Origin of the sequence: Haloferax massiliensis (genome assembly GCF_001368915.1) — an archaeon.
GTDB classification, from domain to species: Archaea; Halobacteriota; Halobacteria; order Halobacteriales; family Haloferacaceae; genus Haloferax; species Haloferax massiliensis.
The window spans coordinates 142774-166417 of record NZ_CSTE01000006.1 but is presented as its reverse complement, the minus strand read 5'-3'; the positions used below and the strand labels follow the sequence as shown (position 1 = coordinate 166417).

Sequence of the window (23644 nt, the reverse complement as noted above, 5' to 3'; positions counted from 1 at the left end):
GTTGTCTCTATCTAGCATAGTAATGAACGCGAATCCAGATTCGGCCGGTGCCAAACTCTCTCGGCGGTCGGTCGTCGCGGCCGGTTCCGGTCTGTTGACGGCCGGGCTCGCCGGTTGTCTCGGCGGTGGCGGCGGAGCGGGAGGCGGAACCGACGGCTCGAACACCGGCTCGAACGACGCCTCCGGCGGGTCCGAGTCGGAAGGCGGCCCCGTCGTGGTCGCCTCGTTCTTCAGTTTCTACGACTTCGCGCGGGAGGTCGCGGCCGACACCCCGGTGACCCTGAAGAACCTCATCCCGACCGGGCTTCACGGTCACGGCTGGGAACCCGATGCGAGCGTCACGCGGGACATCATCGAGGCCGACGCGTTCGTCCACGTCGGAGAGGACTTCCAGCCGTGGGCCGACCGCGCCATCCAGACGCTGAAGGACGACGGCGTGGACACCCAACTCATCAACGTCCGCGAGGGCGTCGAACTCGTGGAACTCGCCGCGAGCCTCGACCGCGACGAGGAGGGCGTCGGCGAGGGCCGCGGGAAGGACCCCCACTTCTGGCTCGACCCGCGGCGCGCCAAGACCGCCGTGGACAACATCACGGAGGGGCTGGTCGAACTCGCCCCCGGGCACGAAGAGACGTTCCGCGACAACGCCGACGCGTACAAAACCGACGTGCTCGACCGCATCGACCGGGACTATCAGGACATCTTCGACCGGGCGTCGCGCAAGGTCGTCCAGTTGGCGGCCCACAACGCCTTCCAGTACATCGGCGTCCGCTACGGCGTCGAGATGCGCCCGCTCGTCGTCAACCTCGCCGCCAGCGGCGACGTGAAGCCCTCGGACATCACCGAGGCCAAGCGCGTCATCGAGGACAACGACATCAGGTACATCGGCGCGGGCGTCTTCGAGACGCGCCGCCCCGCGAAACAGCTCATCGCCGAGACGCCCGTCGAGGCGTACTTCCCCGTCACCCCGTACGCGGGCGTCCGCGAGGACTGGGTGGAAAACGACTGGGGCTACGAGGAAATCGCCGACAACATCAACATGCCGACGTTCGAGGTCGTCCTCGGCAACAAGTCGCCCGAGGAAGTCGGCTACGACGGCTGGGCCGACGAATGGAGGAACTTCGAATGAGCGTCTTCCGTAATGGCCAGTCCGCCGAGTCAGCTGAGTCCGCCGACACCGGCGTCGCCGACGCCGCCGCCGATGACGGCCGCGGCTCGTCCGACCCCCTCGTCGAACTCGCGGACGTCGAGTTCGGCTACACCGCGACGCCCGTCGTGGAGGACATCTCGCTCCGCATCGACCCCGGCGAGTACGTCGCCATCGTCGGGCCGAACGGCTCCGGCAAGTCGACGCTGATGAAGCTCATCCTCGGCCTGCTCCGTCCCGACGAGGGGTCTGCACGGCTGTTCGGCGAGCCCTCCCACGCCTTCGACGACGGGGCGCGCATCGGATACGTCGCCCAGCACGCCAGCGCCTCCAAGGAGATGCCCATCACCGTCCGCGAGGTCGTGAAGATGGGTCGGTTCCCCCACGTCGGCTTCGGCCGACTCTCCGCCGAGGACCACCGCATCGTCGACGAGGCGCTCGCCACGGTCGGGATGTCCGAGTTCGCCGACCGCCGGGTGACGAAGCTCTCGGGCGGCCAGCGCCAGCGCGCCTTCATCGCCCGCGCGCTCGCCGGCGAGGCCGACCTGCTCGTCTTGGACGAGCCGACCGTCGGCGTCGACGCCGAGTCGGTCGACGCCTTCTACGACCTGCTCGAAGCGCTCAACGACGAGGGCATCACGGTTCTCCTCATCGAACACGACCTCGGCGCGGTCACCGACCACGCCCGGCGCGTCGTCTGTCTCAACCGCGAGGTCTACTTCGACGGCCCGACCGACGAGTTCGTCGAGAGCGACGCGCTCGCGCGGGCGTTCGGCACGGCGGCCTCCTTCGCGGGCGGTTCGGGCGGTGGTCGCGCGTGATTCCCCTCGAACTGTTGGTCGCGCTCCAAGCGGGGCCGTTAGACGCCGTCCTCGCGCCGTTCTACTGGGTCCTCGCGCTGTGGTCCGACCTGCTTTTCGCCGTCGGCGACGCGACCGGCCTCGGCTTCCTCGACTACCGGTTCATGCACCGCGCCATCCTCGTCGGCCTCTGCATCGGCGTGATGGCCCCGCTCATCGGGACGTTCCTCGTCCACCGCCAGCTCGCGCTCATCGGCGACGCGCTCGCCCACACCGCCTTCGCCGGGGTCGCCGTCGGCCTCTTTCTCAACGGCGTGTTCAGCCTCGGCGTCTCGCCGTATCTGACCGCCGTCGTCGTCGCCGTCATCGCGGCGCTCCTCATCGAACTCATCTCCGAGGCGACCGACGCCTACAACGACGTGTCGATGGCAATCGTGCTGTCGACCGGCTTCGCGCTGGGGACCGTCCTCATCAGCCTCAACGCGGGCGGCCTCGCGGTCGGCATCAACCAGTACCTCTTCGGCAACCTCTCGACCGTCTCCGCGGAGAACGCGGCCATCCTGCTCGTGCTGTTCGCCGTCATCGTCGGCACCGTCGCGCTCACGCGCAATCAACTGCTCTACGTGACGTTCGACGAGACGGCCGCCGCCGTCTCGGGCATCTCGGTCACGTGGTACAACCGCGTGATGGTCATGCTGACCGCGCTGGTCGTCGTCGGCGCGATGCAAATCATGGGCGTCATCCTCGTCGCCGCCATGCTCGTCGTCCCCGTCGCGGGCGCGGCGCAGGTCTCCCGAAGCTTCTCGGAGTCGCTTTTGGTCTCCGTCGTGCTCGCCGAACTCGCCGTCCTCCTCGGCATCGGCGCGTCCTACTACGGCGAGGCGACCGCGGGCGGCGTCATCGTCCTCGTCGCGGTCGGCATCTACGTCGTCGCCGTCGCTATCGGGAAGGTACAGGCGCGCGCCGGCGAGGACGCGACCCCCGAACTGGGGAGTATCGAGTCCTCCGAACTGTAGTCTCTCGCGTTTTCTGACCCGCCTGTTGCTCGGCGATTTCGGTGCGATTCGGTCTCGATTGTCCCCGCCACCGCTCGCGGTGTCTCATACAACCTGCCACCTCAAGCGGCGGTCAGTCCGACTGACTCCCGTGGACGGTCCCGCTCGGGTCCCACAGCAGGTCGACCGCTCCCCCGACGCCGAGGAGAACCAACAGCACCGGGAGGTCCGTCGGTGCGCCGACGCCGTAGGCGGCGACGCCGACGACGCCGAGTGGAACCGCAACGAGACGCTCGACGTTCGGAACCCGGTGGAACAACAGCACCGTCAGCGCGTACCCCGTCAGCGATGCGAGGAGCAACACCTGCACGGCGGCGTGGCCGCGGACGGCGGCCCGGACGGTCAAGCCGCCCAGCACGACGGTAAGCAGGAGGAACAACAGTACGCGGGGGCGCTCGACGATGCGGGAGGGCACGGTCGATGACTGAATCCGAAGATGCATAACCTTTGACAGACGGTCCGGGAGCCCGGCCACAGTTGTGACGCCCCCCAGTTGACGCGGCAAACCGGAGAGACGGCACAGACCCGGCCGTTCACGCGAACTGGCAGTGATTCGGCGACGAATCCGGATTTCATATCGCGGTATTTGATTTATTGCACCGGCCACAGCGTCCGCGAACCAATATCTTCAACAACGACTACCACGGATTCGACCCCATGAGCGACCTCGAAATCGAACGCGAGTGCCCGGCCTGCGGCAACGACACGTTCTACCTCGCCGCCAGCATGGAGATTCACCTCGGCACGAAGACGAAGTGGCACTGCACGGAGTGCGACTACGGCTACATCCACATCACGGACGACATCGAGACGTACGCGAAAGCGGAAGCGTAACCGCGAAAAGAGGGTTTTCTCGTTATTCGTCGTCGCCGAGCGCCCGCCACGAGAGCCGCGGGTTCCGCGCGGCGGACACCTGGTCGATGCGGCGGGCGCTGGTCTTCGAGGGCGCGGTTTCGAGCGCCTCGTCGGAGTCGGCGTACGCCGCGTTGAAGGCGTGCGCGAGGTCGTCGAGCGACGCCTTGTCCTCGACCTCCGTCGGTTCCGTGAGCATCGCCTGCGAGACGAGTTCGGGCCACTTCGTCGTCGGTGGGTGGACGCCGTAGTCGAGCATGCGCTTCGCCACGTCGGCGGCGTCGCGGTCGCCCGAGGTCGCCGCGAACTCGTGGTGGAACGGCCCGTACGGGACTTCGAGGTCTATCTGCGAGGCGAGGTAGTTGGCGTTGAGGACGGCCTTCGCGCTGGCGTCCGCGAGGCCCGCGTCGCCGAGGCGGGCGATGTAGGCGTACGCCTTCACGAGCACGAGCCAGTTGCCGGCGAAGCCGTGGACCTTGCCGATGGACGACTCGGGTTCGTACTGCTCGTAGCCGGCGGCCGTCTCGCGGACCATCGGACTCGGGAGGAACTCCGCGAGCTCTTCGACCACGCCGACCGGGCCGGCACCGGGACCGCCGCCGCCGTGGGGCGTGGCGAACGTCTTGTGGACGTTGTAGTGCATGATGTCGAAGCCCATGTCGCCGGGGCGGGCGCGGCCGAGCAGCGCGTTGAGGTTCGCGCCGTCGTAGTACAGCAGGCCGCCAGCGTCGTGGACCAACTCGGCGATATCGACGATGTCGCGCTCGAACAGCCCCAGCGTGTTGGGGTTCGTGAGCATGAGCGCGGCGGTCTCCTCGGAGACGGCGGCGTCGAGCGCCTCCATGTCCACGCGGCCGTCGTCATCAGAGGGGAGTTCGACCACGTCGTAGCCGGCCATCGCGGCCGACGCGAAGTTCGTCCCGTGGGCCGACGAGGGGATGATAATCTCCGAGCGGTCGTCGCCGCGCGACTCGTGGTACGCCTTGGCGACGAGGATGCCCGTGAACTCGCCCGCGGCACCCGCCGGGGGCTGGAGCGTCACGGCGTCCATGCCGCCGATGTCCGCGAGGTACTCCTGCAGGCCGTGCAGGAGGCCGAGCGTCCCCTGAATCGTCCGGTCGGAGCGGTCGGGGTGGACCCCGGCGTTGGGGTCCGCCGCCACGTCCTCCGTGAACGAGGGGTTGTACTTCATCGTACACGACCCAAGCGGGTACGGCCCGAGTTCGACGCTGTAGTTCATCTGCGACAGGCGCGTGTAGTGGCGCGCCAGTTGCGGCTCCGACAGCGCCGGGAGCGTCAGTTCGTCGCGGGTCAGGTCGTCGGGGAGGACGCCCTCCGAATCGACCTCGACGGTCGTGCTGTCCTTCTCGGACAGGAGCGGTTCGTACTCGTCGTCGCGGCTGAATCGGGCTTGGTCGAAGTTCATCAGATGACCTCCTCGAAGGCCGCGACCAGTCCGTCCGCGGCGTCGGCGTTCGCGTCGGTGATACAGACCTGCAGGTGGTGGTCGTCGAGGGCGTGGACCGCGAAGCCGCGACCCGCGAGGTCGTTCGTGATGGCGGGCGCGGGCTGGTCCGTCCGGACGACGAACTCGCGGAAGTGGTGGCGGTCGTACAGCGGCGCTTTGACGCCCGAAAGCTCGTCAAGTCGGTCAGCGAGGTCGCGAGCGTCGGTGACCGCTCGCTCCGCGAGGTCGACGAGGCGGTCGGGGCCGAGCCACGCCATGTGCATGGCCGTTCGGAGCGCGACCCACGCCTGATTCGTACAGATGTTCGAGGTCGCGCGCTCCTTGCGGATGTGCTGTTCGCGGGTCTGGAGCGTCAGCGTGAACGCCCGCATGTCCGCGCTGTCCTCGGAGACGCCGACGAGCCGGCCGGGGACCTGCCGGAGGTACTCCTCGCGGGTGGCGAAGATGCCGAGACCCATGCCGTAGGCCGTTCCGAGGCCGAGCGCGCCGGCCTCGCCGACGACCACGTCGGCGCCGACGCTCGCTGGCTCTTCGAGGAGCGCGAGCGCAACGAGGTCGCTTCCGAGACAGAACAGCGCGTCGTTGTCGTGGGCGAGGTCGCCGATGTCCGCGAGTCGCTCCTCGATGACGCCGCGGACCGTCGGGGTCTCGGCGTACACCATCGCGGTCTCGTCGTCGACGAGGTCAGCGAGGGCGTCGACGTCGACCGCGCCGTCGGCCATCGGGTACTCGCCGATTTCCATCTCCGCGCCGTCGAGGTAGTTTTCGAGGACGCCGAGGCGGCCCTCGTGGAGGTGTTCGGGGACGAGCACGCGGTGGCCGCTCGCGCCGCGCCGGAGGCGGTTCGCGAGGAGCGCGGCCTCGGCGAGCGCCGTCGCGGCGTCGTACATCGAGCAGTTGGCGACCGGGAGCCCGGTCAGCTCGACCAGCATCGACTGGTACTCGAACAGCACCTGCAGGAAGCCCTGCGCGATTTCGGGCTGGTACTGCGTGTACGAGGTGAGGAACTCCGAGCGCCGCGAGAGGTCGTCGACCAGCGCCGGCACGTAGTGGGCGTGGTGGCCGCGGCCGAGGAACTCCGTCAGCTCCTCGTTGCGCGAGAACAGGTCGGCCATGGCGTTCCTGAGTTCGCGCTCGTCGGCACCGGAGACGCCGAACTCGCCGTCGAAGCGGACTTCCTCGGGGATGTCGAAGAGGTCTTCCGCGCTGTCGACGCCGACGGCGTCCAGCATCGCTTCCTCGTCGGCGTCGGTGTGTGGGGCGTACGGGCTTCCGGCCCGCCGTCCGTTTCCAGCTGTCATCTCACTCCGTCTGCTCGCGGTACTCCTCGGGGGAGAGGAGGTCGTCGAACTCGCTTTCGTCGGCCGGTTCGACTTCGAGCATCCAGCCGTCGCCGTAAGGGTCGTCGTTGAGGAGTTCCGGGGCGTCGAACAGCTCCTCGTTGACGGCCGTGACCGTGCCCGAGACGGGGGCGTAGAGGTCCGAGACGGCCTTGATGCTCTCGACCACGCCGAACTCCTCGCCGGCGACGAGCACGTCGCCCTCGGCGGGGAGCTCCACGAAGACGACGTCGCCCAGTTCGTCCTGCGCGAAGTCGGAGATGCCGATTTTGACGGCGTCGCCCTCGGTGGTGGTCCATTCGTGCGATTCCAGATACTTCCGGTCGTCGGGAATTTCGAACATTGTCAGTTGATGAAGGGGGGAGTCACGATTACTGCGCGCTTCTCGCGGCCGCGGACGAGCACCGAAATCTCGGTCTCGTCGTCGGCGTACTCGACGGGAACGTAACCGAGGCCGATGGGTTCCGACAGGGTCGGGCTCATCGTCCCGCTCGTCACGACGCCGATGACCTCGCCGTCCGCGTCGGCGATGTCGTAGCCGTGTCGGGGGACGCCGCGGTCGAGGAGCGTGAAGCCGACGAACGTCTCCTCGACGCCGGCCTCGCGCTGTCGTTCGAGGGCGTCGCGGCCCACGAACTCGGTGTCGAGGTCGACGACGAAGCCGATGCCGGCCTCGTAGGGGGTCCGGGGTTCCGTCTCGGGGTCGAAGTCCTGTCCCGAGAGCAGGTAGCCCATCTCCATGCGGAGCGTGTCGCGGGAGCCGAGCCCGCAGGGAGTCGCGTCGAGCGCCGACCAGACGGTCTCGGCGTCGGCCCACGGGCAGAGGACCTCGAAGCCGTCCTCGCCGGTGTAGCCCGTCCGGGCCACCCAGCACTCGACGCCCGCCACGTCGACGAACGCCGCTTGGAACTTCGAGAGGTCGCCGAGGGCCGCGCCGGGCGCGGCGTCGGTGACCGAATCGAGGGCGTCGGGGCCCTGCACCGCGAACATCGCCCACTCCTCGGTCACGTCCTCGACGGCGGCGTCGAGGCCCCACTCGTCGCGGAACGCGGTCCAGCGGTCGTACATCTCCTCGTCGTGGCCGGCGTTCGGGATGAAGAGATAGACCCGCTCGTCGCGGTCGGGGAGGCGGTAGACGACGGTGTCGTCGACGATGACGCCCTCGTCGTTCACGATGGCCGAGTACTGCGAGTCACCCGGTTCGAGGGCCGTCACGTCGTTCGTCGTCAGGCGTTGCATCAGCGCGGTCGCGTCCGGGCCGGACACCTCTATCTCGCTCATGTGCGAAACGTCGAAGATGCCGACCGACTCGCGGACGGCCGCGTGTTCGGCCTTGATGGAGTCGTACTCCACAGGCATGTCCCATCCGCCGAACTCGGTGAACGTCGCCCCGGCGTCCGCGTGGACGTCGTACAACGGCGGCTTGCGAAGGCCCATACAGGCCCCTGCGAACTGAGATAAGTAATGCTTTGGTATCTGTTCGCTCGGTATATCCACTATCGTGCATTAATCAGGGGAGGGATGCGGGGGAAAACACCACGAACCCGCAACCAGATGGCGAAATATGCCGTTCGGACGCGGTTGGGAGAAAGACGGCACGCACCGCGATAAACGAATTACTGCGATATATAATTCCGATGTGGGTCGACGACACGCCGCGAAGTCGCTATCCGTGGCGAATCGGCCGGAAAAAACGGTCGCTGGCGAGTGTCCGACTCGAACGCGGCCCGCTCAGTCGTCAGCGGCGGCGGGCGCGGGCGGCGTCTCCGGTTCGGGGCGCGCTTCGACCCGTTCGGACGTCGGCGTCCACGTCAGTTCTTCCTCGTAGTGGAACGCGCGGTGGTCCTGCGTCGGGTCGACGACCGTCAGCGAGAGCCAGTCGTTGTCGAGCAGTTCGGTCAGTTCCTCGTGGTCGGCCAAGATGTCGGTGACGCGGTCGACCGGCGCGTGGATAATCGTCGAGAGGCGGAGCGGCTGGTGGTACGGGTCGTCGTCGGCGGCCATCAGCGACTGGAGGGGGAGGCCGGTCATGAGGTCGCCGCCGTTGCCCTGATAGACGCCGACGTTGCCGACGGGGTTCTGGGTCACCTTCGACCCGCTCCCGTAGGCGGCGTTGTCGACCGTCGAGAAGTAGTACTGCATGTTAATCCACTGGGTGACGACCATCGGCCCCGTGAGAATCGCTTCGAGCGCGTCGCCGTCGGGGTCCGTCGAGTGGTCGTAGGAGTGGAGGAACGCGCGCCCGTCGAGGTTGAGGTCGCTCGTCAGTTCGCGCGGGCCGATGACGAAGCCGGCGTTGCCGGCCAGCCCCCACTCGGGGCGCGTCTCGGCCCAGTCGGCGGCGCGGCGCTCCGCCTCGCTGACGGCCGCGGAGCCGTTTGCGCCCGTCCGCTCGGCGGCCGCGTTCTCGCGGGCGACTGCGAGGTCCGCGCGCAACTGGTCGAGGTCGTCCGCGTGGCTCTCCGGCACGTCGCCGTCGTACAGCTCGATTTCGTCGGTCGTCGTGTTGTGCTGACCGGCGACGAACACCGTGTCCTCGGGGATGTCGAACCCGCGGTCGCGGAGTTCGTCCGCGACCGTCTCGTCGTTGCAGATGGCCGCGAGGACGCGGGCGTTCGGGCCGCCGGGGTTGCCGGCGCAGGCCCCGCAGTCCAGGCTCGAATCGTAGGGGTTGTTGGCCGTCTCGCTGGCGTGGCCGGTGAACACGACGAGGCGGCCGAACTCCTCCCACCCCATCAGGTCGAAGGCGTTCGCGGCGTACTCGACTTTCTCCTCGTCGGTCAGCCCCACCGGGAGGTCGCCGACGTAGGAGTGCTGGTGGTGGACGACCGGGTCGCAGAACTCGTGGTTGTCGGGGACCGCGTCGTCGGCGGTTCCGAGCAGGTCGGCGACGCGGCCGGGAACGAGCGTGCGGGCCGCGAGGGCCACCCCGTAGCCGCTCCCCGCGCTCTCGACGAAGCCGAAGGCGGTTGCGGGGTTGGTCTTCAGCGCCTCGATGGCTTCGCCCGCGGTCTCGCGGAGGCGCGACCAGCGGTCGCGGGTCGCCTCGGTGTCCCTGTCGGTCGGGACCTCGGTGACGCGGTGTTCCGGGTCGACAATCGGGGGACAGGCGTCGACCGCAACCTCGGCGTCGTAGCCCTGATACTCCATCGGGACGCCGAAGAAGCCGGCGTAGCCGTGGGTCTCGTAGTCGCCGGTGTCTTCGATGTGCCGGCGGATGACCTCCGAGCGCGTGTCGATACAGAACACCAGTTGCGCGTCCGGGCGACCGCCGAAGTCGCTGTGTTCGAGGGCCTCGCTCTCGGCGGCGACGCGGTCGACCACCTCGCCGCGGTAGCTCGCCTCCCACGCGCTCAGGAACGCGTCGGCGAGGTCGTCGGCCGCCTCGGCCTCGTCGCTTTTCGACCCGGTCGACGGCGCGATGTCGACGCCGAACGCGTCGAGGAGCGCGAGGCGGGCCGCGAGGTAGCCGTCGAGCGAAATCGGGTACGCGGACTGCCACTCGCCGCCGTCGGCGGCGCGTTGCTTGATGAACCCGGTCCAACCGGGGAGCGCGGCGAGCTGCTCCTCGAATATCGGCACCCACTGGCTCTCGGGATACGGCGCTAACGCGGACTCGATGGCCTCGACCGGCGACTCGGGCAGGTCGGCAACGACCCCGTCGTCGGGAATCCGGCCGTCGTGGGGGGCCATCGACCGGAAGGCGCTGTAGAAGCCGTCTTCGCGGTCCGGCATCGGCCAGTGGGCCTGCCCCTCGTCGAGGAACGCCGACAGCCACTTCGTCAGCACGCGGTCGACCCGCGCGGCGTCCGTGTCTGCGGCGGTCTCGGCGTCCGCATGGCCCGACTCGTCGCCGGCGTCCATGCGCTCCAGTAGGGCTTGGGGGTCGCCCTCGTAGCCGCGCTCGGTCAGTTCCGCGTCGAGCACCGCGGGGTCGATTTGGCCCCCTTCGAGTGCCACTTCGAACGTCTCCGGGGTCGGGTAGCCGCGGCCGCCGACGAGGTCCGCGGCCTGCGTGACCGCCTCGCTGAACGGCATGTCCTCGAAGCCCGAAAGCGGGTTGGCCGTCACGAACGAGTGGACCGGCCAGACCGAGCCGACGGTGGTCGCGGCTTTGTCGATGCTGTCTTCGATGCTGTGTTCAGTACTCATTGTATTCCTCCGTGGCGGTCAGCATGGTGCTGGACGCGGGTTGGCTCGCGTTCAACAGCGCGACGTAGAGGCGGCGACTCCGCTCGTGGACGCCGAGTTCTATCGCGACGTAGACGACGAGGAAGACGCCGGCGACGAGCGCGTGGAGCGCGCTCAGTTCGGCGGGTGCCTCGACGACCGGCAGTCCGGACAGCACGCTCGAAATCCCCTCGTAGACGAGGGCGTACACGGCGATGGCCGACAGGGAGACGAGCGGGACCGCGCCGTAGCGGGCCGTCGACGGGAGCGCGGCGCGCGCGACGACGTTGCGGGCCGCGTGCAGCGTGGTGAGCACGACGAACGCCACGAGCAGGAGTCCGCTGTCGAGGTGCGTTCCCTTCCCGGTGAGCGCCGCGAACAGCGCGCCGCCGGCCAGTCCGGTCGCCACGATGACGGCCGTGCCCGCGACCCCGGTGTCCGGGTTCCCGTGGTCGGTCGGGGCGGTCCGTTCGACCGCGCCGCCCGAACTGAGGAAGTGGTACGCCTTGTAGAAGCCGTGCAGGATGAGGTGGGTGATGGCGGCCCCGAAGAAGCCGAGGCCGGCCTGCATGATCATAAAGCCCATCTGCCCGATGGTCGAGCAGCCGAGTTCGCTCTTGACGTCCGACTGGACGTTCTTGAGCAGTTTTCCGACGAGGGCGCTCGTCGCGCCGACGGCCACGATACCGAGCATGAGCGTGGCGTCGAGGGTCACGACCGGGGCGAACCGGAGCAGGAGGATGCCGCCGGCGTTGACGAATCCGGCGTGCATCAGCGCCGAGGCGGGCGTCGGCGCGGTCATCGACGACAGGAGCCAGCCGTGGAACGGGACGAGCGCGGACTGAATCATCGCCGCGAGAACGAGCGCGACGACGGCGACGAGCCACGCCGGGCCGCCGAGTCCGTCGGCGTTCGCGGCGATTCCCGAGACCGTCGTCGCGCCGGTCGCCCACCACAGCGCCGCGAGCGCGACGCCGAGGAACGCGCTACTGGCGAGGAAGTACCTGCGGGCGACGCTCGCGGCGGCCTGCGCCTGCGGCCAGCCGTCGATGACGCCGATGAGATTCGCCATCACGAGCCCCATCGCGAGCCAGAACAGCCAGAACAGCGCGAGGTGGTCGGCCGCGACGAGACCCATCACGGCCACCGTGAAGCCGAACACGGTCGCGAAGAACTTCGTCTCGTGGGCGGAACCGGCCATGTAGCGGCGCGAGTAGCTGTGGACGATGCCGCTGAAGAACGTCACGACCACCCACAGAAGCACGGTCAGGCCGTCGACGGCGACGACGCCGGGAACTTCCCACGCACCCCCGAGTCGGACTCGGGCGAAGAGCACGGCGACGCTCGCGGCGAACAGCGCCCACACGAGCCGCGTTAGTGCGACGGGCGCGAGCGGCGAGTCCGCCGCCGCGTCCGGGAGTGCTCCGACCGTCGGGTTCGAGCTGTGTCCTGACATCGTTCGGTTCGTCGTTGACCAGTCCGGTCATCGAGACCGCATCGCGGTCCGATACTGGTCGCCCTTACGCCCATCCGAGAACAGATTGTCTATTAAATCTATCTACATTCACAAACCGTTCGCAAATTAGCCATTATAGAACATTATAGTTTCGCGGCGTCGACTCTCGACTCTCAGAGTCGATTCCGCGTAGAACAGTTCGCTCGAGGCCTGATACCCGGTGAAGCGGCGCGAGCGAACGAATCGAGTGCGCCGGCCCGACGGCTGTCGCCCCGCCGCGGCGCCCGGCGACTGCGGTCGCTCGCCTGTCTCGGTGACCGATTCGTGAACGGCCCGTTCGTCGGTGGATGCCGCGCGCGCCCGGTCAGGAGTCGTTCTCGGCGTGCCGCTCGGAGTCGAACTCGCCGAACGGCGTCGTCTCGTGCGTGCGGACGAGGACTTCGTCGGCGACGGTGACGCCCATGTCGAGAAGCTCCTGCGCGATGGACGTGATGTCGTCGTCCGTCTCGCAGACGGCGGTCACGAGGAGGTTCTGCTCGCCGGTGACCAGTTCCTGGACCGCCACGACGCCGTCCATCTCCAGAATCTCGGGGACGAGTTCGCCCCGCTTGGGAATCGAGGCGGTGCAGTACAGCAACATCCGGAGCGGATAGCCCGACTTCTGATAGTCGACGCTCGCGCTGTAGCCTTTGACCACGCCTTCGGATTCGAGCCGCTGGATGCGCTTGCGGACGGTGCTGTCCGAGGTCCCCGTTCGCTTTGCGATGTCCCCAGACGACATGTTCCGGGCGTCCTCCTGGAGTGCGTATAGAATCGCCCTGTCCACGTCGTCGATGTCCTCGCGGGCCATACCACTACCTCCGCGAGGAGCACACTTTAGCCTTTGATATCGCGCGGACGCCCTCTCGCGTCTCGACCTCGGCGGTAGATTTATTACCCAAACGGTAGGAATAGTTACTATGATTGTTGTAAAGGACAACGCCGATACGTCTCACGCTCACGAGCAGTCCGTTCGCCGCACGGCCACCTTCGCCGACATGGCCGCCGCGATGCGTCAGTTCTGAGCCGTCGGCTTCCGCTTCGATTCCCCGCTCGACTCTCGCTCGGTTCGCCCGACGGCGTCGCAACGTGACGGCGTTCCTGAGTTTTCGCGTTTCCTGATAACCCGTTTCCGCGACCCGTCTGAGCCGGCGCGAGACGCGCTTCGCCCCGGGAAAACGGATTTACCTTTGGGTGTCATATTTTACCAAACTGGGCGACACCGCCCTGATACCCATGGCAGACAAACCACACCAGAACCTGGCCATCATCGGACACGTCGACCACGGGAAGTCCACCCTCGTCGGCCGGCTTCTGTTCGAGACAGGTAGCGTCCCGGAACACATCATCGAACAGCACCGCGAGGAGGCGGCGTCCAAGGGGAAGTCGGGCTTCGAGTTCGCCTACGTCATGGACAACCTCGCCGAGGAGCGCGAGCGTGGCGTCACCATCGACATCGCCCACCAGCGCTTCGACACGGACAAGTACTACTTCACCATCGTCGACACGCCCGGTCACCGCGACTTCGTCAAGAACATGATTACGGGCGCGTCGCAGGCCGACCACGCGATTCTCGTCGTCGCCGCCGACGACGGCGTCGCGCCGCAGACCCGCGAGCACGTCTTCCTCGCCCGAACCCTCGGCATCGAGGAGCTCATCATCGCGGTCAACAAGATGGACGTCGTCGACTACAGCGAGGACTCCTACAAGCAGGTCAAAGAGGAGGTCCAACAGCTCCTGAACCAGGTGCGGTTCAACTCCGACGACGCCGGCTTCATTCCCATCTCGGCGTTCGAGGGCGACAACATCGCCGAGCCCTCGGAGAACATGCCGTGGTTCGACGGGCCGACCGTCCTAGAGGCCCTGAACAACCTCCCCGAGCCGTCGCCGCCGACCGACGCCCCGCTTCGCGTCCCGATTCAGGACGTGTACACCATCTCCGGCATCGGGACGGTCCCGGTCGGCCGCGTCGAGACGGGCATCCTCAAGACCGGCGACAACGTCCGGTTCATGCCCTCCGACGCCGGCGGCGAGGTGAAGACCATCGAGATGCACCACGAGGAGGTCCCGGAGGCCGGCCCCGGCGACAACGTCGGCTTCAACGTCCGCGGCGTCGGCAAAGACGACATCCGCCGCGGCGACGTCTGCGGCCCGGCCGACGACCCGCCGTCGGTCGCCAAGACGTTCAAGGCGCAGATCGTCGTGATGCAACACCCCTCGGTCATCACCGCCGGCTACACGCCGGTCATCCACGCGCACACGGCGCAGGTGGCCTGCACGTTCGAGTCCATAGACCAGAAGCTCGACCCCGCGTCGGGCGAGGTCGCAGAGGAGAACCCGGACTTCATCAAGGCCGGCGACGCCGCCGTCGTCACGCTCCGGCCGCAGAAGCCGCTCAGCATCGAACCGTCGTCAGAAATCGCCGAACTCGGGAGCTTCGCCATCCGCGACATGGGACAGACCATCGCGGCCGGCAAAGTGCTCGAAGTCAACGAGTAGCGCCCGGTCCCGACCTCGGTTTTTTCGCGTCGCCGCCGCGACAGCGACCGCGCCGTCCACGCGGACGGTCGGCGACCGATTGGTCACAAACGGCGCGCGAGCGTTCGTCGCGTCCGGCGTCACTCGTCGGCGCCGGGGTAGAGCGCCGACACCTGCCAGACGTTCGCGCGGACGCCCGCCCTGACGATATCCATCCGCACGCGGTCGCCGGCGTGGTGGTTCGCGAGGTAGTCGCGGAAGCTGCTGTTCTCGTAGGACGTGACGTGGTACGTCGAGCCGTTGTCGCCGCGGAGCGTCGCCGCACCGTGGTCGTTGACCTCGTTTACGATTGTGAACGTATTTGGATTATTTCTGGACGCTGTCTCGGACATGTTCAACTATATGTTAATTAGAACCATAAAACCTGCCATCGCGTTTAGTAAATCATTATAAACTATATCCTGATTGTATCTCGGACGACACTGTCCGCTCGCCGTCTGTCGGTTCTCCGAGAGTGGCCCGCGTCCGGTGGTCGACTCGACGTGCCGTGCGCCGGTGTTGGGTTGCGACCGACGTGGGACGTGACGCGACGCGGCCACGCTGTCGAGCGCGGGTGGATCGTCGAAACGAACTGCATCGCGTAAGTACGGCCTCTCGAATCGGGGACGGGGCGCAGTCACCCTTGGCGGAGCAACCAATTAACCGAATGGCTTGATATATCCGGTCTCATTAGTCACCCGCGCCGCCGCGGACCCCTCGGCGCACGTCGACGTAGTAGTCGCGGAGCACGTCCCGGCCGATTCGAAGCGGCGTCTCCGAACCGACGTCCTCGTCGAGCACCGCGGTCACGGTCCGCCGCTCGCCCGCGAGTTCGACCACGATGTCCACCCGCGGCGGCGCGCCGTCTTCCACCGCGGCCGGTGGTTCGGTCCCGAGGTCGGACGCCAAGTCGGGCGCGATTCGCGTCGTCGACGCGGCGGTGTCGATGCGGGCGAGCACCTCTTTCGACCCGCTGATTCCGGTGACGGTCACGCGTTCCGCGTGGCCGACGACGGGAACCCGCTCGTCGCGGACCCGCGAGGGGGCGTCCGCCGGCGGCGTTCCGGTGGCGCGGAACAGGCCGCGGAACCCCGCGGTCGGGTTGACTTCGAGGACGAGCCAGCCGCCGTCGCTCTCGATGAGGTCGACGCCCGCGTAGTCGAGGCCGAGCGTCCGCGTCGCCCGGAGCGCCGCCCCCGCGGCCCGCTGCGGGAGGTCCCCGGTCGCGTCCTCCACGTCGCCGCCGAGGGCGACGTTCGTCCGCCAGTCCCCCGCCGGGGCGTAGCGGTACATCGCGCCGACGACCTCGTCGTCGACGACGTAGATTCGGAGGTCGCGGTGGCGCTCGCTCGCACCGACGTACTCCTGAATGAACGCCCGGCGGCCGTCGACGGTCGCCGAGACGGCCCGGTCGTGGTCGACTAACCACGTCCCACCGCCGTTGGTCCCGATTGCGGTCTTGTAGACGACCGGCGTCCCGAACCCGTCGCGCGCGGCGTTCAGTTTGGCGTCCGCGGTGGCCATGTACGTGTGCGGCACCGGGACGCCCGCGGCGGCCAGCCTGCTCGCCGTCGCGTGTTTGTGGACGGCGAAGAGAACGCTCCGCGGGTCGTTGAGCACGGGCCGAACGGCGGCGTAGCAACTGGCGATAGAGAGGTCTTCGAGCGGGCTCGTCGATTTCGACAGCAGGAGCCGGTTGACAACCACGTCGACGTCGGGGTCCAGCGCGACGCCCGACCGCGACACGTCGATGCCGACCGCCTCCTCGTGGAGCCAGACGGCCTCGTGGCCGAGCGCCGCGACCGCGTTGCTGATGGCTTTCGTCTCCCTGCTGTCGTGGAACCCCAGAATCCCCACGGTGACCGTTTGTGTATCCCCACCCATGGGTGAGACTACGCGTTCCGGTCGCATCAGCGCATCGCGAGGTCCCGCAGAATCGGAATGTGACGCCGCGCGACGCGTTGTCGCGCGCGACGGTCACCCGCTCATGAAGTCGGCTGTCGGTTCGCTCGCGAGGCGGCCTCGCGGGCGGTCGAGGTCCCCGTTACTCCTTTTCGGTGACGGTCACGGTGTAGCTGCCGCTGCCGGAGTAGCTGTCGACCAACACCGAGAGGTCGGCCGACGTGTCGGGGTCGTCGACGACTATCTGCTCTTCGCTGTTCGTGGTCCACGAGCGGTAGTCGTACGACCCGGTCGTGGGGCACGTCCCCGAGCCCTCGTTGACGTAGAGGTCGAAGTCGGCGCTCGTCGGGCCGCTGAGGTCGACGACGACCTGCGACGGCGAGCCGTACTCCCACGCGTAGCTCCAGCAGTCGGAGTCGGCCGACGACGACAGCGAGTCGTCGATGGTCGAGGTAATCGAGTCGCCACCGCCGCCACCGCCGCCACCGCCGCTTCCCGGCTCGGTCGTGACGGCGTTCGCGGCGTCCACGCGACCCGCGCCCTGTTCGTTCTCCGAGAGGCCGATATCGACCGCGGTGTTCTTGAGTTGGCTCCGCAGGTCGGCCGGCGAGAGGTCGTAGACGGCGAGCGTGAGCCCGGCGACCCCCGAGACGACCGGCGTCGCCATCGACGTGCCGGATATCTCCTTGTACTCGGTGTCGGTCGTCCAACACGACAGCACGTTCGTCCCCGGCGCGGCGAGGTCGATGTCGGTGCCGTAGTTGGAGTACGTCGCCAGCGTCTCGTCGGGGTCCAGCGCGGAAACCGCGACGCACTCGCTGTAGGCGGCGGGGTACGAGACGCTCCCGCTCCCGTCGTTGCCGGCGGCGGCGACGACGAGGCTCCCCTGTTGGGTCGCGTACGACACGGCGTTTTTCATCGTGGACGTGTAGCCGCCCCCGCCGAGCGAGAGGTTGATGACGTCCGCGCCTTGGTCCGCCGCCCACTCGATGGCGTCGGCGATGTCGCTCGTCGAGCCGCTGCCGGACTCGGAGAGCGCGCGCCCCGAGAGGAGCGACGAGTCGCTGATGCCGCCGATGCCCTCGTTGTTGTCGGTGGAGCCGGCGGCGATGCCGGCGACGTGGGTGCCGTGATACTCGTCGGCGAGCACGTCCGGATACGGGTCGCCGTCGGCGTCGACGAAGTCCTGGCCCTTGTCGGAGCCGAACTGCGCCGAGAGGTCGGGGTGGTCGTATTTGACCCCTTGGTCGACCACGGCGACGGTCACGTCGGGGCTGCCGAGCGTGGTGTCCCACGCGGCGTCGGCGTTCACCTGCTGTGGCGCGTACTGACTGCCGTACTGCGGGTCGTTCGTCGTGTAGAGCGCCTGATGGGTGACGTTCTTCTCCGCGTACTTCACCTCGTCGCGCTTCGTGACCGCCGAGATGAAGTTCTCGCGGGCGCGGTCGGCGGCGACCGACGGGAACTTGACCGCCACGTAGCCGAGTTTCTTGTTCTCGTGGACGACCGTCGCGTTGCCGGGGACGTGCTTTTCCACGGCCTTGCGCGGACTGTCGGCCGTCTTCGAAACGCCGACGAGAATCTCTTCTTTCTTCGGGCCGGGAGACCGACCGGGCGTCGCGGTGGTCACGCCTGCCGCGCCGGTCAACCCGGCGGCCGCGGCGAGCTTCAGGAAGGTTCGTCTGTCGAAGTTCGGTGTGCCTGTCATAGGCACACATGTCTCGGGAGGCCGTGGCAATATTTGTTAGCTTGACTGAAATTTCAATTTCAGCCTGTTCTTCAAATGGGATTCGGAACCGGCTCGTAAACCAAAATAAATCCTCGACAGATTCCCGAATCGTCGTTCCTGCTTCGGTCGCCCCTCCCTCGAAATTTATAAACCCGAAACCGGGTGAGGTGGTGTATGGACCTCCTGCGGCGGTTGGTCGGCCCCGACGGGCTTCCCTCGGGCCGAGTGGCGCTCTTCGTGGACGGGCCGAACGTCCTCCGCGACGAGTTCGACGTGGACTTAGACGACATCCGGGCGGCGGGGCGCTCGCTCGGCGACCAGTTGAGCGCGGCGCGGCTCTACCTCGACGAGCACGCCACGCCGGGGCTGATTCAGGCCGCGGAGGCGCGCGGGTTCGAGGTCGTCGTCACGAGCGGCGACGTGGACGTGAAGCTCGCGGTCGACCTCACGCGCTACGCCGTCGAGGACCGCGCCGACGTCGTCGCGGTCGCCTCGCGGGACACCGACTTCAAGCCCGCCTTGGAGACGGCCAACGCCTACGGCCTGCGGACGGTCGCCATCGCTCCGGGGAGCTACGGCCGCTCGGACGCGCTCCAGAACGCGGCGACCCACGCGATGACGCTCGACGACCCCGCCGACGGCGGCGACTGAGTCGGCGACGAGCCGGCGGCGCGGACCGCCTTGCCCGACGCCGACCGCCGGCGAGAGCGTCGCCGCACCGACACCGCACCGACCGCACCGACCGCGAACGGTTCGCTTTTTCCTCCCCCGACCAACCACACGTCCATGCAGGAGTTCGACACGCCGGTCGTGGACGACCACCTCCACCTCGACCCGGACCACGGGCGCGGGCTGGAGGCGGTGAAGGATTTCGCCCGGAGCGGCGGCACGCACCTCCTCGTCGTCAACAAGCCCTCGTGGCTCCTCGGACACGAGGTCGAGACGGGCGCGGACTTCCGCCCGGTCTTCGAGACGACGGTCGAGGTCGTCCGCGAGGCCACCGAGCTACTTCCCGGACGCGCGTGGCCGGTCCTCGGCGTCCACCCCGGTCTCGTCTCGAAGCTCGTCGACGACCGCGGGTTCGACCCCGAGGCCGCCCGCGACCTGATGTGCGCCGGCCTCGACACCGCCGCCGAGTTCGTCCGCGAGGGCGACGCGCTCGCGCTCAAGTCCGGCCGCCCGCACTACGAGGTCACCGACGCGGTCTGGGAGGCCTCGAACGCCGTCCTCAGACGCGGTCTCGACCTCGCCGCGGACTGCGACTGCGCGCTCCAACTCCACACGGAGTCGACGACCGACCTCTCGGACGTGGCGGAGTGGGCCGACGAGCGCGGCGTCCCCGGCGAGCGCGTGGTCAAACACTACGCGCAGGGCCACCTGACCGGCGGCACGCCGAGCGTCATGAGCGACAAGGACCGCCTCGAAGACGCCGCCGAGCGGGGCGACCCGTTCCTCATGGAGACCGACTTCATCGACGACCCCGACCGCCCCGGCGCGGTGATGGGACCGAAGACCGTCCCCCGGCGCGTCGACTGGCTCCTCGATGAGGGCCGCGACGACGCGGTCCGAAACGCGCACGTCGAGACGCCCGCGCTGGTCTACGGCGTCGACACCGAAGCGACGCTCGACCGATAGCCGGGGCGAGAGAACGCTAGGCGGGCGAGGCGGACCGACTGACCCGGGAGGCGGGACGACCGCCGAGACCGACGCACGGGCCGAATCGCGCCGTCTCCTCCCACGTCGTCGTCTCACACGGTCACAGGCAGGATAAGAAAGGCATTTGAGTCCGGCACGGGAGGTTGTAGGTATGACCGAGGCCGAGGAACGATACTACTCGCCGGAACGCTGGCAGAACTGGTTGACGCGCGTCGAAGAAGAGGACCTGGACCTCGAAAGCGAGGAGACCGGCCGTCTCCTGATGAACATCCAGAACGACGCGGCCATCGCCATCGCCAAGATTCTGACCGCCTACGACGACGACACGCTGGGCGAAGAGGAGGCGCTCGACGAGCTGTCGACCGTCCACGACATCGTCATGGCCGAACCCGAGTTCGAGTCCGAAAACGAGGAGGCCGAAATCCTCGTCGGGAGCGTCCAGACGAGCCTCTCGTGTGCCTTCTTCGCCGCCGAGGAGTTCATCGTCGCCGGCCCCGCCGAACTCGAAGACGGCATGGACGCCTACATCCGCGCCGCCGCGGACGCCGAGGCCGCCGACGACCTCGACAGCGCGCTCGGCTACATCGTCCGGGTCGGCACCCGCGTCATCGACGGCGAGGAACTCGATATCGAGGTCCTCGACGAACTCGAATTCGGACTCGTCACCGAGTGGGTCAACGGCCTCGACAGCCTCCAGAGCGGCCTCTCGGAGCCCGAGGTCGTCGAAGAAGAAGACTGAACTCGGCCTCTCGCTTCTGTAGGAGTCTTTTTCCCGTTCGGATATCTTCACGTTATATGGACTTTCGGGGGGACGAGAGAGCAGTCACTGTCCAAATCGGCGCAGTCCTGCTGTTCGGTATCATCATCATCTCGATGTCGATGTACCAAGCGACCGTCGTCCCCAACCAGAACGAACAGGTCGAGTTTCTCCACAACCAAGAGGTTCACGACCAGTTCGAATCGCTTCGCGGTGCCATCATCGAAAGCTCGTCGGAGACGACCGCCCGTCCGTCGACGGTGTCGCTGGGGACTCGGTATCCGAGCCGGACGCTGTTCGTCAATCCCGGCCCCGTCTCGGGGACGTTGCAGACGCGGGAACTCGGAAGTCTCACCCTCACGAACGTCGAGACGGGGGAAGCCGAGACGAGCGACTACGTGAACGGCGGTCTCACGTACGAGACAAAGTCGCTCGAATACCGGCCGAACTACAACGTTCTGCAGTCGCCCCCGACGACGGTGTACGAAAACACCGTCGCGTACAACCGGTTCGAGACCGGCTACTCCGGGACGCTCAACGACAAGCAATCACTCATCAGCGGCCGGACGATTTCGCTCGTCGTCCTCCAAGGGAACTACTCGGAAAACGGCGTCGGCTCCGCGACTGTCGACGCGCAGGCGGTCAGCCCGGCGACGCGGACCGTCTCGGTACGCGGGAACGCATCGGGGAACGTGACCATCAGCGTGCCGACGGAACTATCCGTGGACGAGTGGCGTGACCTTCTCGCAGAGGGGAACGACGACTACGTCCACAGCGTGGACCGTTCCGGCGACAGCGTCGTAATCGAGATGCAAGGGGAGGAAGGTGGCGAGCCCGTGACGTACGACCTCCGCGTCGGAGCGGTCGGCGTCGGTTCGGGCGTCGACGACCCGCCGGCGCATTACCTGACGGTCGTCGACGGAGCCTCGCCTCGAAGCATCGGGTCGGGAGACACCGAGACACTCACTTTCGAAGTCCGGGACCAATACAACAACCCCGTCTCCGGAGTCTCAGTGAACTTCTCTGCGAGCGGGAGTTCGGCCTCAATCGACCCGGAGAGGCCGACGACCGACTCGGAGGGGCGAATTCGAGTGACAGTGACGGGCGACTCGGCGGGGACCGCCGAGGTGCTCGGCAGTTTCGACGACGCGACGTTCAATCCGAGTACGCGGCAGGACGCGGGCGTCGAAATCACCGTTTCGAGCGGGGAGGCCACCGAGAGTGGCGTCGCCGGACTCCTCTATGAGAACGACGCAGTCGCCCGCGACGGCGACGACGACGACTTCTTCTCGACGCCCGGTGGCGTCGAGTTCTCGCTTCGGAACGTCGGCTCCGACTCCGTCGAACTCCTGAACGTCGTGATCAACCCGCACGACGACAGCATCGATGGACTCTCAGACCGGGTCGACGGCGGGAACGACGACCCCGGCGAGACAGAGCTGTACGTCGAGTCGCCGAGCGGCGACGCCCTCGTCGACTACCAGATTACCCGGAACGAGTACGTCGACGTGCCCGAAGACGGGCTCGCAATCGATATCGACGAGAGCGGTGACATCGGCGGATCGAACCCCGTCGTCGGCAGCGGCGAGTCCGCGCGGTTCTACGTGTACGAGTTCTACGACGGCGACACGAACGTCGACATGACCGGCGAGTGGCTCTCTGTTCGCGTGACCTACCGCCTCCCGTCGGGCCTCGTCGACGCCAAGACGTTCTCGTTCGAAGCTAACGCCCAGCCGGAAGGCGGTGTGAACGCTCCGCCGACTCCCCGGACGACGGGTCCGTACAGCGTCCCCGAAGGCGAGTCGATACAGCTCGATGGCTCGGGGAGTTCGGACAGCGACGGGTCGATTACCAGCTACAGTTGGTCCATCACTGACGACCCGACGGGACAGGCGAGTCTGTCGAATCCCAGTTCCGCACAACCGACGTTCAACGCGCCCGACAGCGTTTCGGGGGACACCGACGTGACCGTCGAGTTGACGGTCACCGACGACGACGGGGAGACGAGCACGAGAACGACGACTGTGACTGTCACGGATAGCACGCCGTCCCCGCAGCCGTCCATCTCGATGCGGGTCGACGACCTTACCGACATCCGCACGAACAACCCTGACTTCGTCGTCTCCTACGATATCGGAGAGACGAACGCCTCGTTCGAGCGGGTCGAAGTCGAGATGGATTCGACGCAGGGTTCCGCGTTCGATTCCGAACAGCAGACGGCGGCACGAGGGAGCGTTCGGCTGCAGCCCGGATACGGAGCGGAACAGACGTTCGAAGTCACGGTTGACGTGATTTACGATGGACCGAACGGCGAGTACGTCGAGAGCTCCCAGACCGTGACCGACGTGGCCGACGCGCGGAACCGGAACGAAAACGCCGACCTGTCGCTCGGAAGTAGCGCATCCATCAACTCTCTCAACATCGAAGATCAGACAAACACTGGACAAAACGAAGTCAGGTACCGCGCAGACTACGCTGTCTCGACCGGTGACTTTAGTCGGGTCGAACTGGTGGCGCTCAACCTCAACGGCAACGGGGCGACGGACACGACCCAACGGACCGACCGGAACCGTAATAACGTGGAGATTATCAGGTCCGACGGCGCGCAGACTGACTACCGAGTCGGAATACTGGTGTACGACAACACGGGTGCCGTCGTCGACATCCAGACGGTCGACGACGTCGCGGACGGCACTGACCCCTAGTTCGACAACCGACGTAACTCCCCATCGACAAAACCTTATCCCTCGGTTCTG

At 67.3% G+C, this 23644-nt stretch carries 20 protein-coding genes; 9 read left to right on the top strand and 11 right to left on the bottom strand.

Features of this window, described 5'->3' with window-relative positions:
- The first annotated feature begins 22 nt into the window (after positions 1 to 22).
- From BN996_RS18580 to BN996_RS18570, 3 genes are read left to right on the top strand one after another with little or no spacing between them, the layout of a single operon-like run.
- Positions 23 to 1129 (top strand): metal ABC transporter substrate-binding protein, encoded by a 1107-nt coding sequence (locus BN996_RS18580; protein WP_089781565.1) that lies wholly within the window; start codon positions 23 to 25, stop codon positions 1127 to 1129.
- Positions 1126 to 1968: a metal ABC transporter ATP-binding protein gene (locus BN996_RS18575; RefSeq protein ID WP_089781746.1), complete on the top strand. Its 843-nt coding sequence runs from the start codon at positions 1126 to 1128 to the stop codon at positions 1966 to 1968. Before BN996_RS18580 ends, BN996_RS18575 begins: the two co-directional genes overlap by 4 nt.
- On the top strand, positions 1965 to 2963 hold the full coding sequence (locus tag BN996_RS18570; protein ID WP_193310974.1) for a metal ABC transporter permease: 999 nt from the start codon (positions 1965 to 1967) through the stop codon (positions 2961 to 2963). The genes BN996_RS18575 and BN996_RS18570 overlap by 4 nt, the downstream gene beginning before the upstream one ends.
- 112 nt (positions 2964 to 3075) lie before the next feature.
- Here BN996_RS18570 and BN996_RS18565 read toward each other — a convergent pair whose 3' ends face one another.
- Positions 3076 to 3417 carry a hypothetical protein gene (locus tag BN996_RS18565; RefSeq protein WP_226908796.1) on the bottom strand — a complete coding sequence of 114 codons (342 nt, stop codon included), beginning with the start codon at positions 3415 to 3417 and terminating at the stop codon, positions 3076 to 3078.
- Between the two features lie 242 nt (positions 3418 to 3659).
- Between BN996_RS18565 and BN996_RS20300 the strand changes: the two genes are divergently transcribed.
- Positions 3660 to 3836, top strand: a complete 177-nt coding sequence (locus BN996_RS20300) for a DUF7838 family putative zinc beta-ribbon protein (RefSeq protein WP_004042289.1) — start codon at positions 3660 to 3662, stop codon at positions 3834 to 3836.
- 22 nt (positions 3837 to 3858) lie between these two features.
- Here BN996_RS20300 and gcvPB read toward each other — a convergent pair whose 3' ends face one another.
- The 7 genes from gcvPB to BN996_RS18530 form a co-directional block, all read right to left on the bottom strand.
- Positions 3859 to 5280: an aminomethyl-transferring glycine dehydrogenase subunit GcvPB gene (gcvPB, locus tag BN996_RS18560; protein ID WP_089781561.1), complete on the bottom strand. Its 1422-nt coding sequence runs from the start codon at positions 5278 to 5280 to the stop codon at positions 3859 to 3861.
- Positions 5280 to 6623 carry an aminomethyl-transferring glycine dehydrogenase subunit GcvPA gene (gcvPA, locus tag BN996_RS18555; protein ID WP_089781559.1) on the bottom strand — a complete coding sequence of 448 codons (1344 nt, stop codon included), beginning with the start codon at positions 6621 to 6623 and terminating at the stop codon, positions 5280 to 5282. The genes gcvPB and gcvPA overlap by 1 nt, the downstream gene beginning before the upstream one ends.
- 1 nt (position 6624) lies before the next feature.
- Entirely contained in the window at positions 6625 to 7005 is a 381-nt protein-coding gene (gene gcvH, locus BN996_RS18550; RefSeq protein ID WP_089781557.1) for a glycine cleavage system protein GcvH, read from the bottom strand.
- 2 nt (positions 7006 to 7007) lie between these two features.
- Complete coding sequence (gene gcvT, locus BN996_RS18545; RefSeq protein ID WP_089781555.1) at positions 7008 to 8099, bottom strand: glycine cleavage system aminomethyltransferase GcvT; 1092 nt, start codon at positions 8097 to 8099, stop codon at positions 7008 to 7010.
- 294 nt (positions 8100 to 8393) lie between these two features.
- On the bottom strand, positions 8394 to 10814 hold the full coding sequence (locus BN996_RS18540) for a DUF2309 domain-containing protein (RefSeq protein ID WP_089781553.1): 2421 nt from the start codon (positions 10812 to 10814) through the stop codon (positions 8394 to 8396).
- A complete protein-coding gene (locus BN996_RS18535; protein WP_089781551.1) occupies positions 10804 to 12288 on the bottom strand; it encodes a proton-conducting transporter transmembrane domain-containing protein in 1485 nt (494 codons plus the stop codon). The genes BN996_RS18540 and BN996_RS18535 overlap by 11 nt, the downstream gene beginning before the upstream one ends.
- 364 nt (positions 12289 to 12652) lie before the next feature.
- Positions 12653 to 13138: an Lrp/AsnC family transcriptional regulator gene (locus BN996_RS18530; RefSeq protein WP_007274563.1), complete on the bottom strand. Its 486-nt coding sequence runs from the start codon at positions 13136 to 13138 to the stop codon at positions 12653 to 12655.
- A 425-nt stretch (positions 13139 to 13563) separates the two neighbouring features.
- Here BN996_RS18530 and tuf point away from each other — a divergent pair, with 425 nt between their 5' ends.
- A complete protein-coding gene (gene tuf / locus BN996_RS18525; protein ID WP_004969741.1) occupies positions 13564 to 14826 on the top strand; it encodes a translation elongation factor EF-1 subunit alpha in 1263 nt (420 codons plus the stop codon).
- 119 nt (positions 14827 to 14945) lie between these two features.
- Here the strand turns inward: tuf and BN996_RS18520 are convergent, their stop codons facing one another.
- The 3 genes from BN996_RS18520 to BN996_RS18510 form a co-directional block, all read right to left on the bottom strand.
- Positions 14946 to 15197, bottom strand: a complete 252-nt coding sequence (locus BN996_RS18520; protein WP_089781549.1) for a DUF7999 family protein — start codon at positions 15195 to 15197, stop codon at positions 14946 to 14948.
- Between the two features lie 337 nt (positions 15198 to 15534).
- Complete coding sequence (locus tag BN996_RS18515) at positions 15535 to 16728, bottom strand: ATP-grasp domain-containing protein (protein WP_089781546.1); 1194 nt, start codon at positions 16726 to 16728, stop codon at positions 15535 to 15537.
- Positions 16729 to 16888: 160 nt separating this feature from the next.
- Entirely contained in the window at positions 16889 to 18454 is a 1566-nt protein-coding gene (locus BN996_RS18510; protein WP_089781540.1) for a S8 family serine peptidase, read from the bottom strand.
- Between the two features lie 195 nt (positions 18455 to 18649).
- On the opposite strand from BN996_RS18510, the gene BN996_RS18505 reads away from it, so the two are divergent.
- From BN996_RS18505 to BN996_RS18490, 4 genes are all read left to right on the top strand, one after another.
- On the top strand, positions 18650 to 19126 hold the full coding sequence (locus tag BN996_RS18505) for an NYN domain-containing protein (protein ID WP_089781538.1): 477 nt from the start codon (positions 18650 to 18652) through the stop codon (positions 19124 to 19126).
- Between the two features lie 135 nt (positions 19127 to 19261).
- Positions 19262 to 20110 (top strand): TatD family hydrolase, encoded by an 849-nt coding sequence (locus BN996_RS18500; RefSeq protein ID WP_089781537.1) that lies wholly within the window; start codon positions 19262 to 19264, stop codon positions 20108 to 20110.
- Positions 20111 to 20282: 172 nt separating this feature from the next.
- A complete protein-coding gene (locus BN996_RS18495) occupies positions 20283 to 20870 on the top strand; it encodes a DUF2150 family protein (RefSeq protein ID WP_089781535.1) in 588 nt (195 codons plus the stop codon).
- 56 nt (positions 20871 to 20926) lie between these two features.
- A complete protein-coding gene (locus BN996_RS18490) occupies positions 20927 to 23593 on the top strand; it encodes an Ig-like domain-containing protein (RefSeq protein ID WP_089781533.1) in 2667 nt (888 codons plus the stop codon).
- Positions 23594 to 23644 lie beyond the last annotated feature (51 nt).

Excerpts from the sequence above, each read along its gene's own strand:
- BN996_RS18535 (WP_089781551.1), bottom strand. The coding sequence starts at position 12,288 with ATGTCAGGACACAGCTCGAACCCGACGGTCGGAGCACTCCCGGACGCG.
- BN996_RS18510 (WP_089781540.1), bottom strand. The coding sequence starts at position 18,454 with ATGACAGGCACACCGAACTTCGACAGACGAACCTTCCTGAAGCTCGCC.
- BN996_RS18490 (WP_089781533.1), top strand. The coding sequence starts at position 20,927 with ATGGACTTTCGGGGGGACGAGAGAGCAGTCACTGTCCAAATCGGCGCA.
- BN996_RS18540 (WP_089781553.1), bottom strand. The coding sequence starts at position 10,814 with ATGAGTACTGAACACAGCATCGAAGACAGCATCGACAAAGCCGCGACC.
- gcvH (WP_089781557.1), bottom strand. The coding sequence starts at position 7,005 with ATGTTCGAAATTCCCGACGACCGGAAGTATCTGGAATCGCACGAATGG.
- BN996_RS18530 (WP_007274563.1), bottom strand. The coding sequence starts at position 13,138 with ATGGCCCGCGAGGACATCGACGACGTGGACAGGGCGATTCTATACGCA.
- BN996_RS18495 (WP_089781535.1), top strand. The coding sequence starts at position 20,283 with ATGACCGAGGCCGAGGAACGATACTACTCGCCGGAACGCTGGCAGAAC.
- BN996_RS20300 (WP_004042289.1), top strand. The coding sequence starts at position 3,660 with ATGAGCGACCTCGAAATCGAACGCGAGTGCCCGGCCTGCGGCAACGAC.
- BN996_RS18520 (WP_089781549.1), bottom strand. The coding sequence starts at position 15,197 with ATGTCCGAGACAGCGTCCAGAAATAATCCAAATACGTTCACAATCGTA.
- BN996_RS18515 (WP_089781546.1), bottom strand. The coding sequence starts at position 16,728 with ATGGGTGGGGATACACAAACGGTCACCGTGGGGATTCTGGGGTTCCAC.
- BN996_RS18500 (WP_089781537.1), top strand. The coding sequence starts at position 19,262 with ATGCAGGAGTTCGACACGCCGGTCGTGGACGACCACCTCCACCTCGAC.
- tuf (WP_004969741.1), top strand. The coding sequence starts at position 13,564 with ATGGCAGACAAACCACACCAGAACCTGGCCATCATCGGACACGTCGAC.
- BN996_RS18580 (WP_089781565.1), top strand. The coding sequence starts at position 23 with ATGAACGCGAATCCAGATTCGGCCGGTGCCAAACTCTCTCGGCGGTCG.
- gcvPA (WP_089781559.1), bottom strand. The coding sequence starts at position 6,623 with ATGACAGCTGGAAACGGACGGCGGGCCGGAAGCCCGTACGCCCCACAC.
- gcvPB (WP_089781561.1), bottom strand. The coding sequence starts at position 5,280 with ATGAACTTCGACCAAGCCCGATTCAGCCGCGACGACGAGTACGAACCG.
- BN996_RS18505 (WP_089781538.1), top strand. The coding sequence starts at position 18,650 with ATGGACCTCCTGCGGCGGTTGGTCGGCCCCGACGGGCTTCCCTCGGGC.
- gcvT (WP_089781555.1), bottom strand. The coding sequence starts at position 8,099 with ATGGGCCTTCGCAAGCCGCCGTTGTACGACGTCCACGCGGACGCCGGG.
- BN996_RS18575 (WP_089781746.1), top strand. The coding sequence starts at position 1,126 with ATGAGCGTCTTCCGTAATGGCCAGTCCGCCGAGTCAGCTGAGTCCGCC.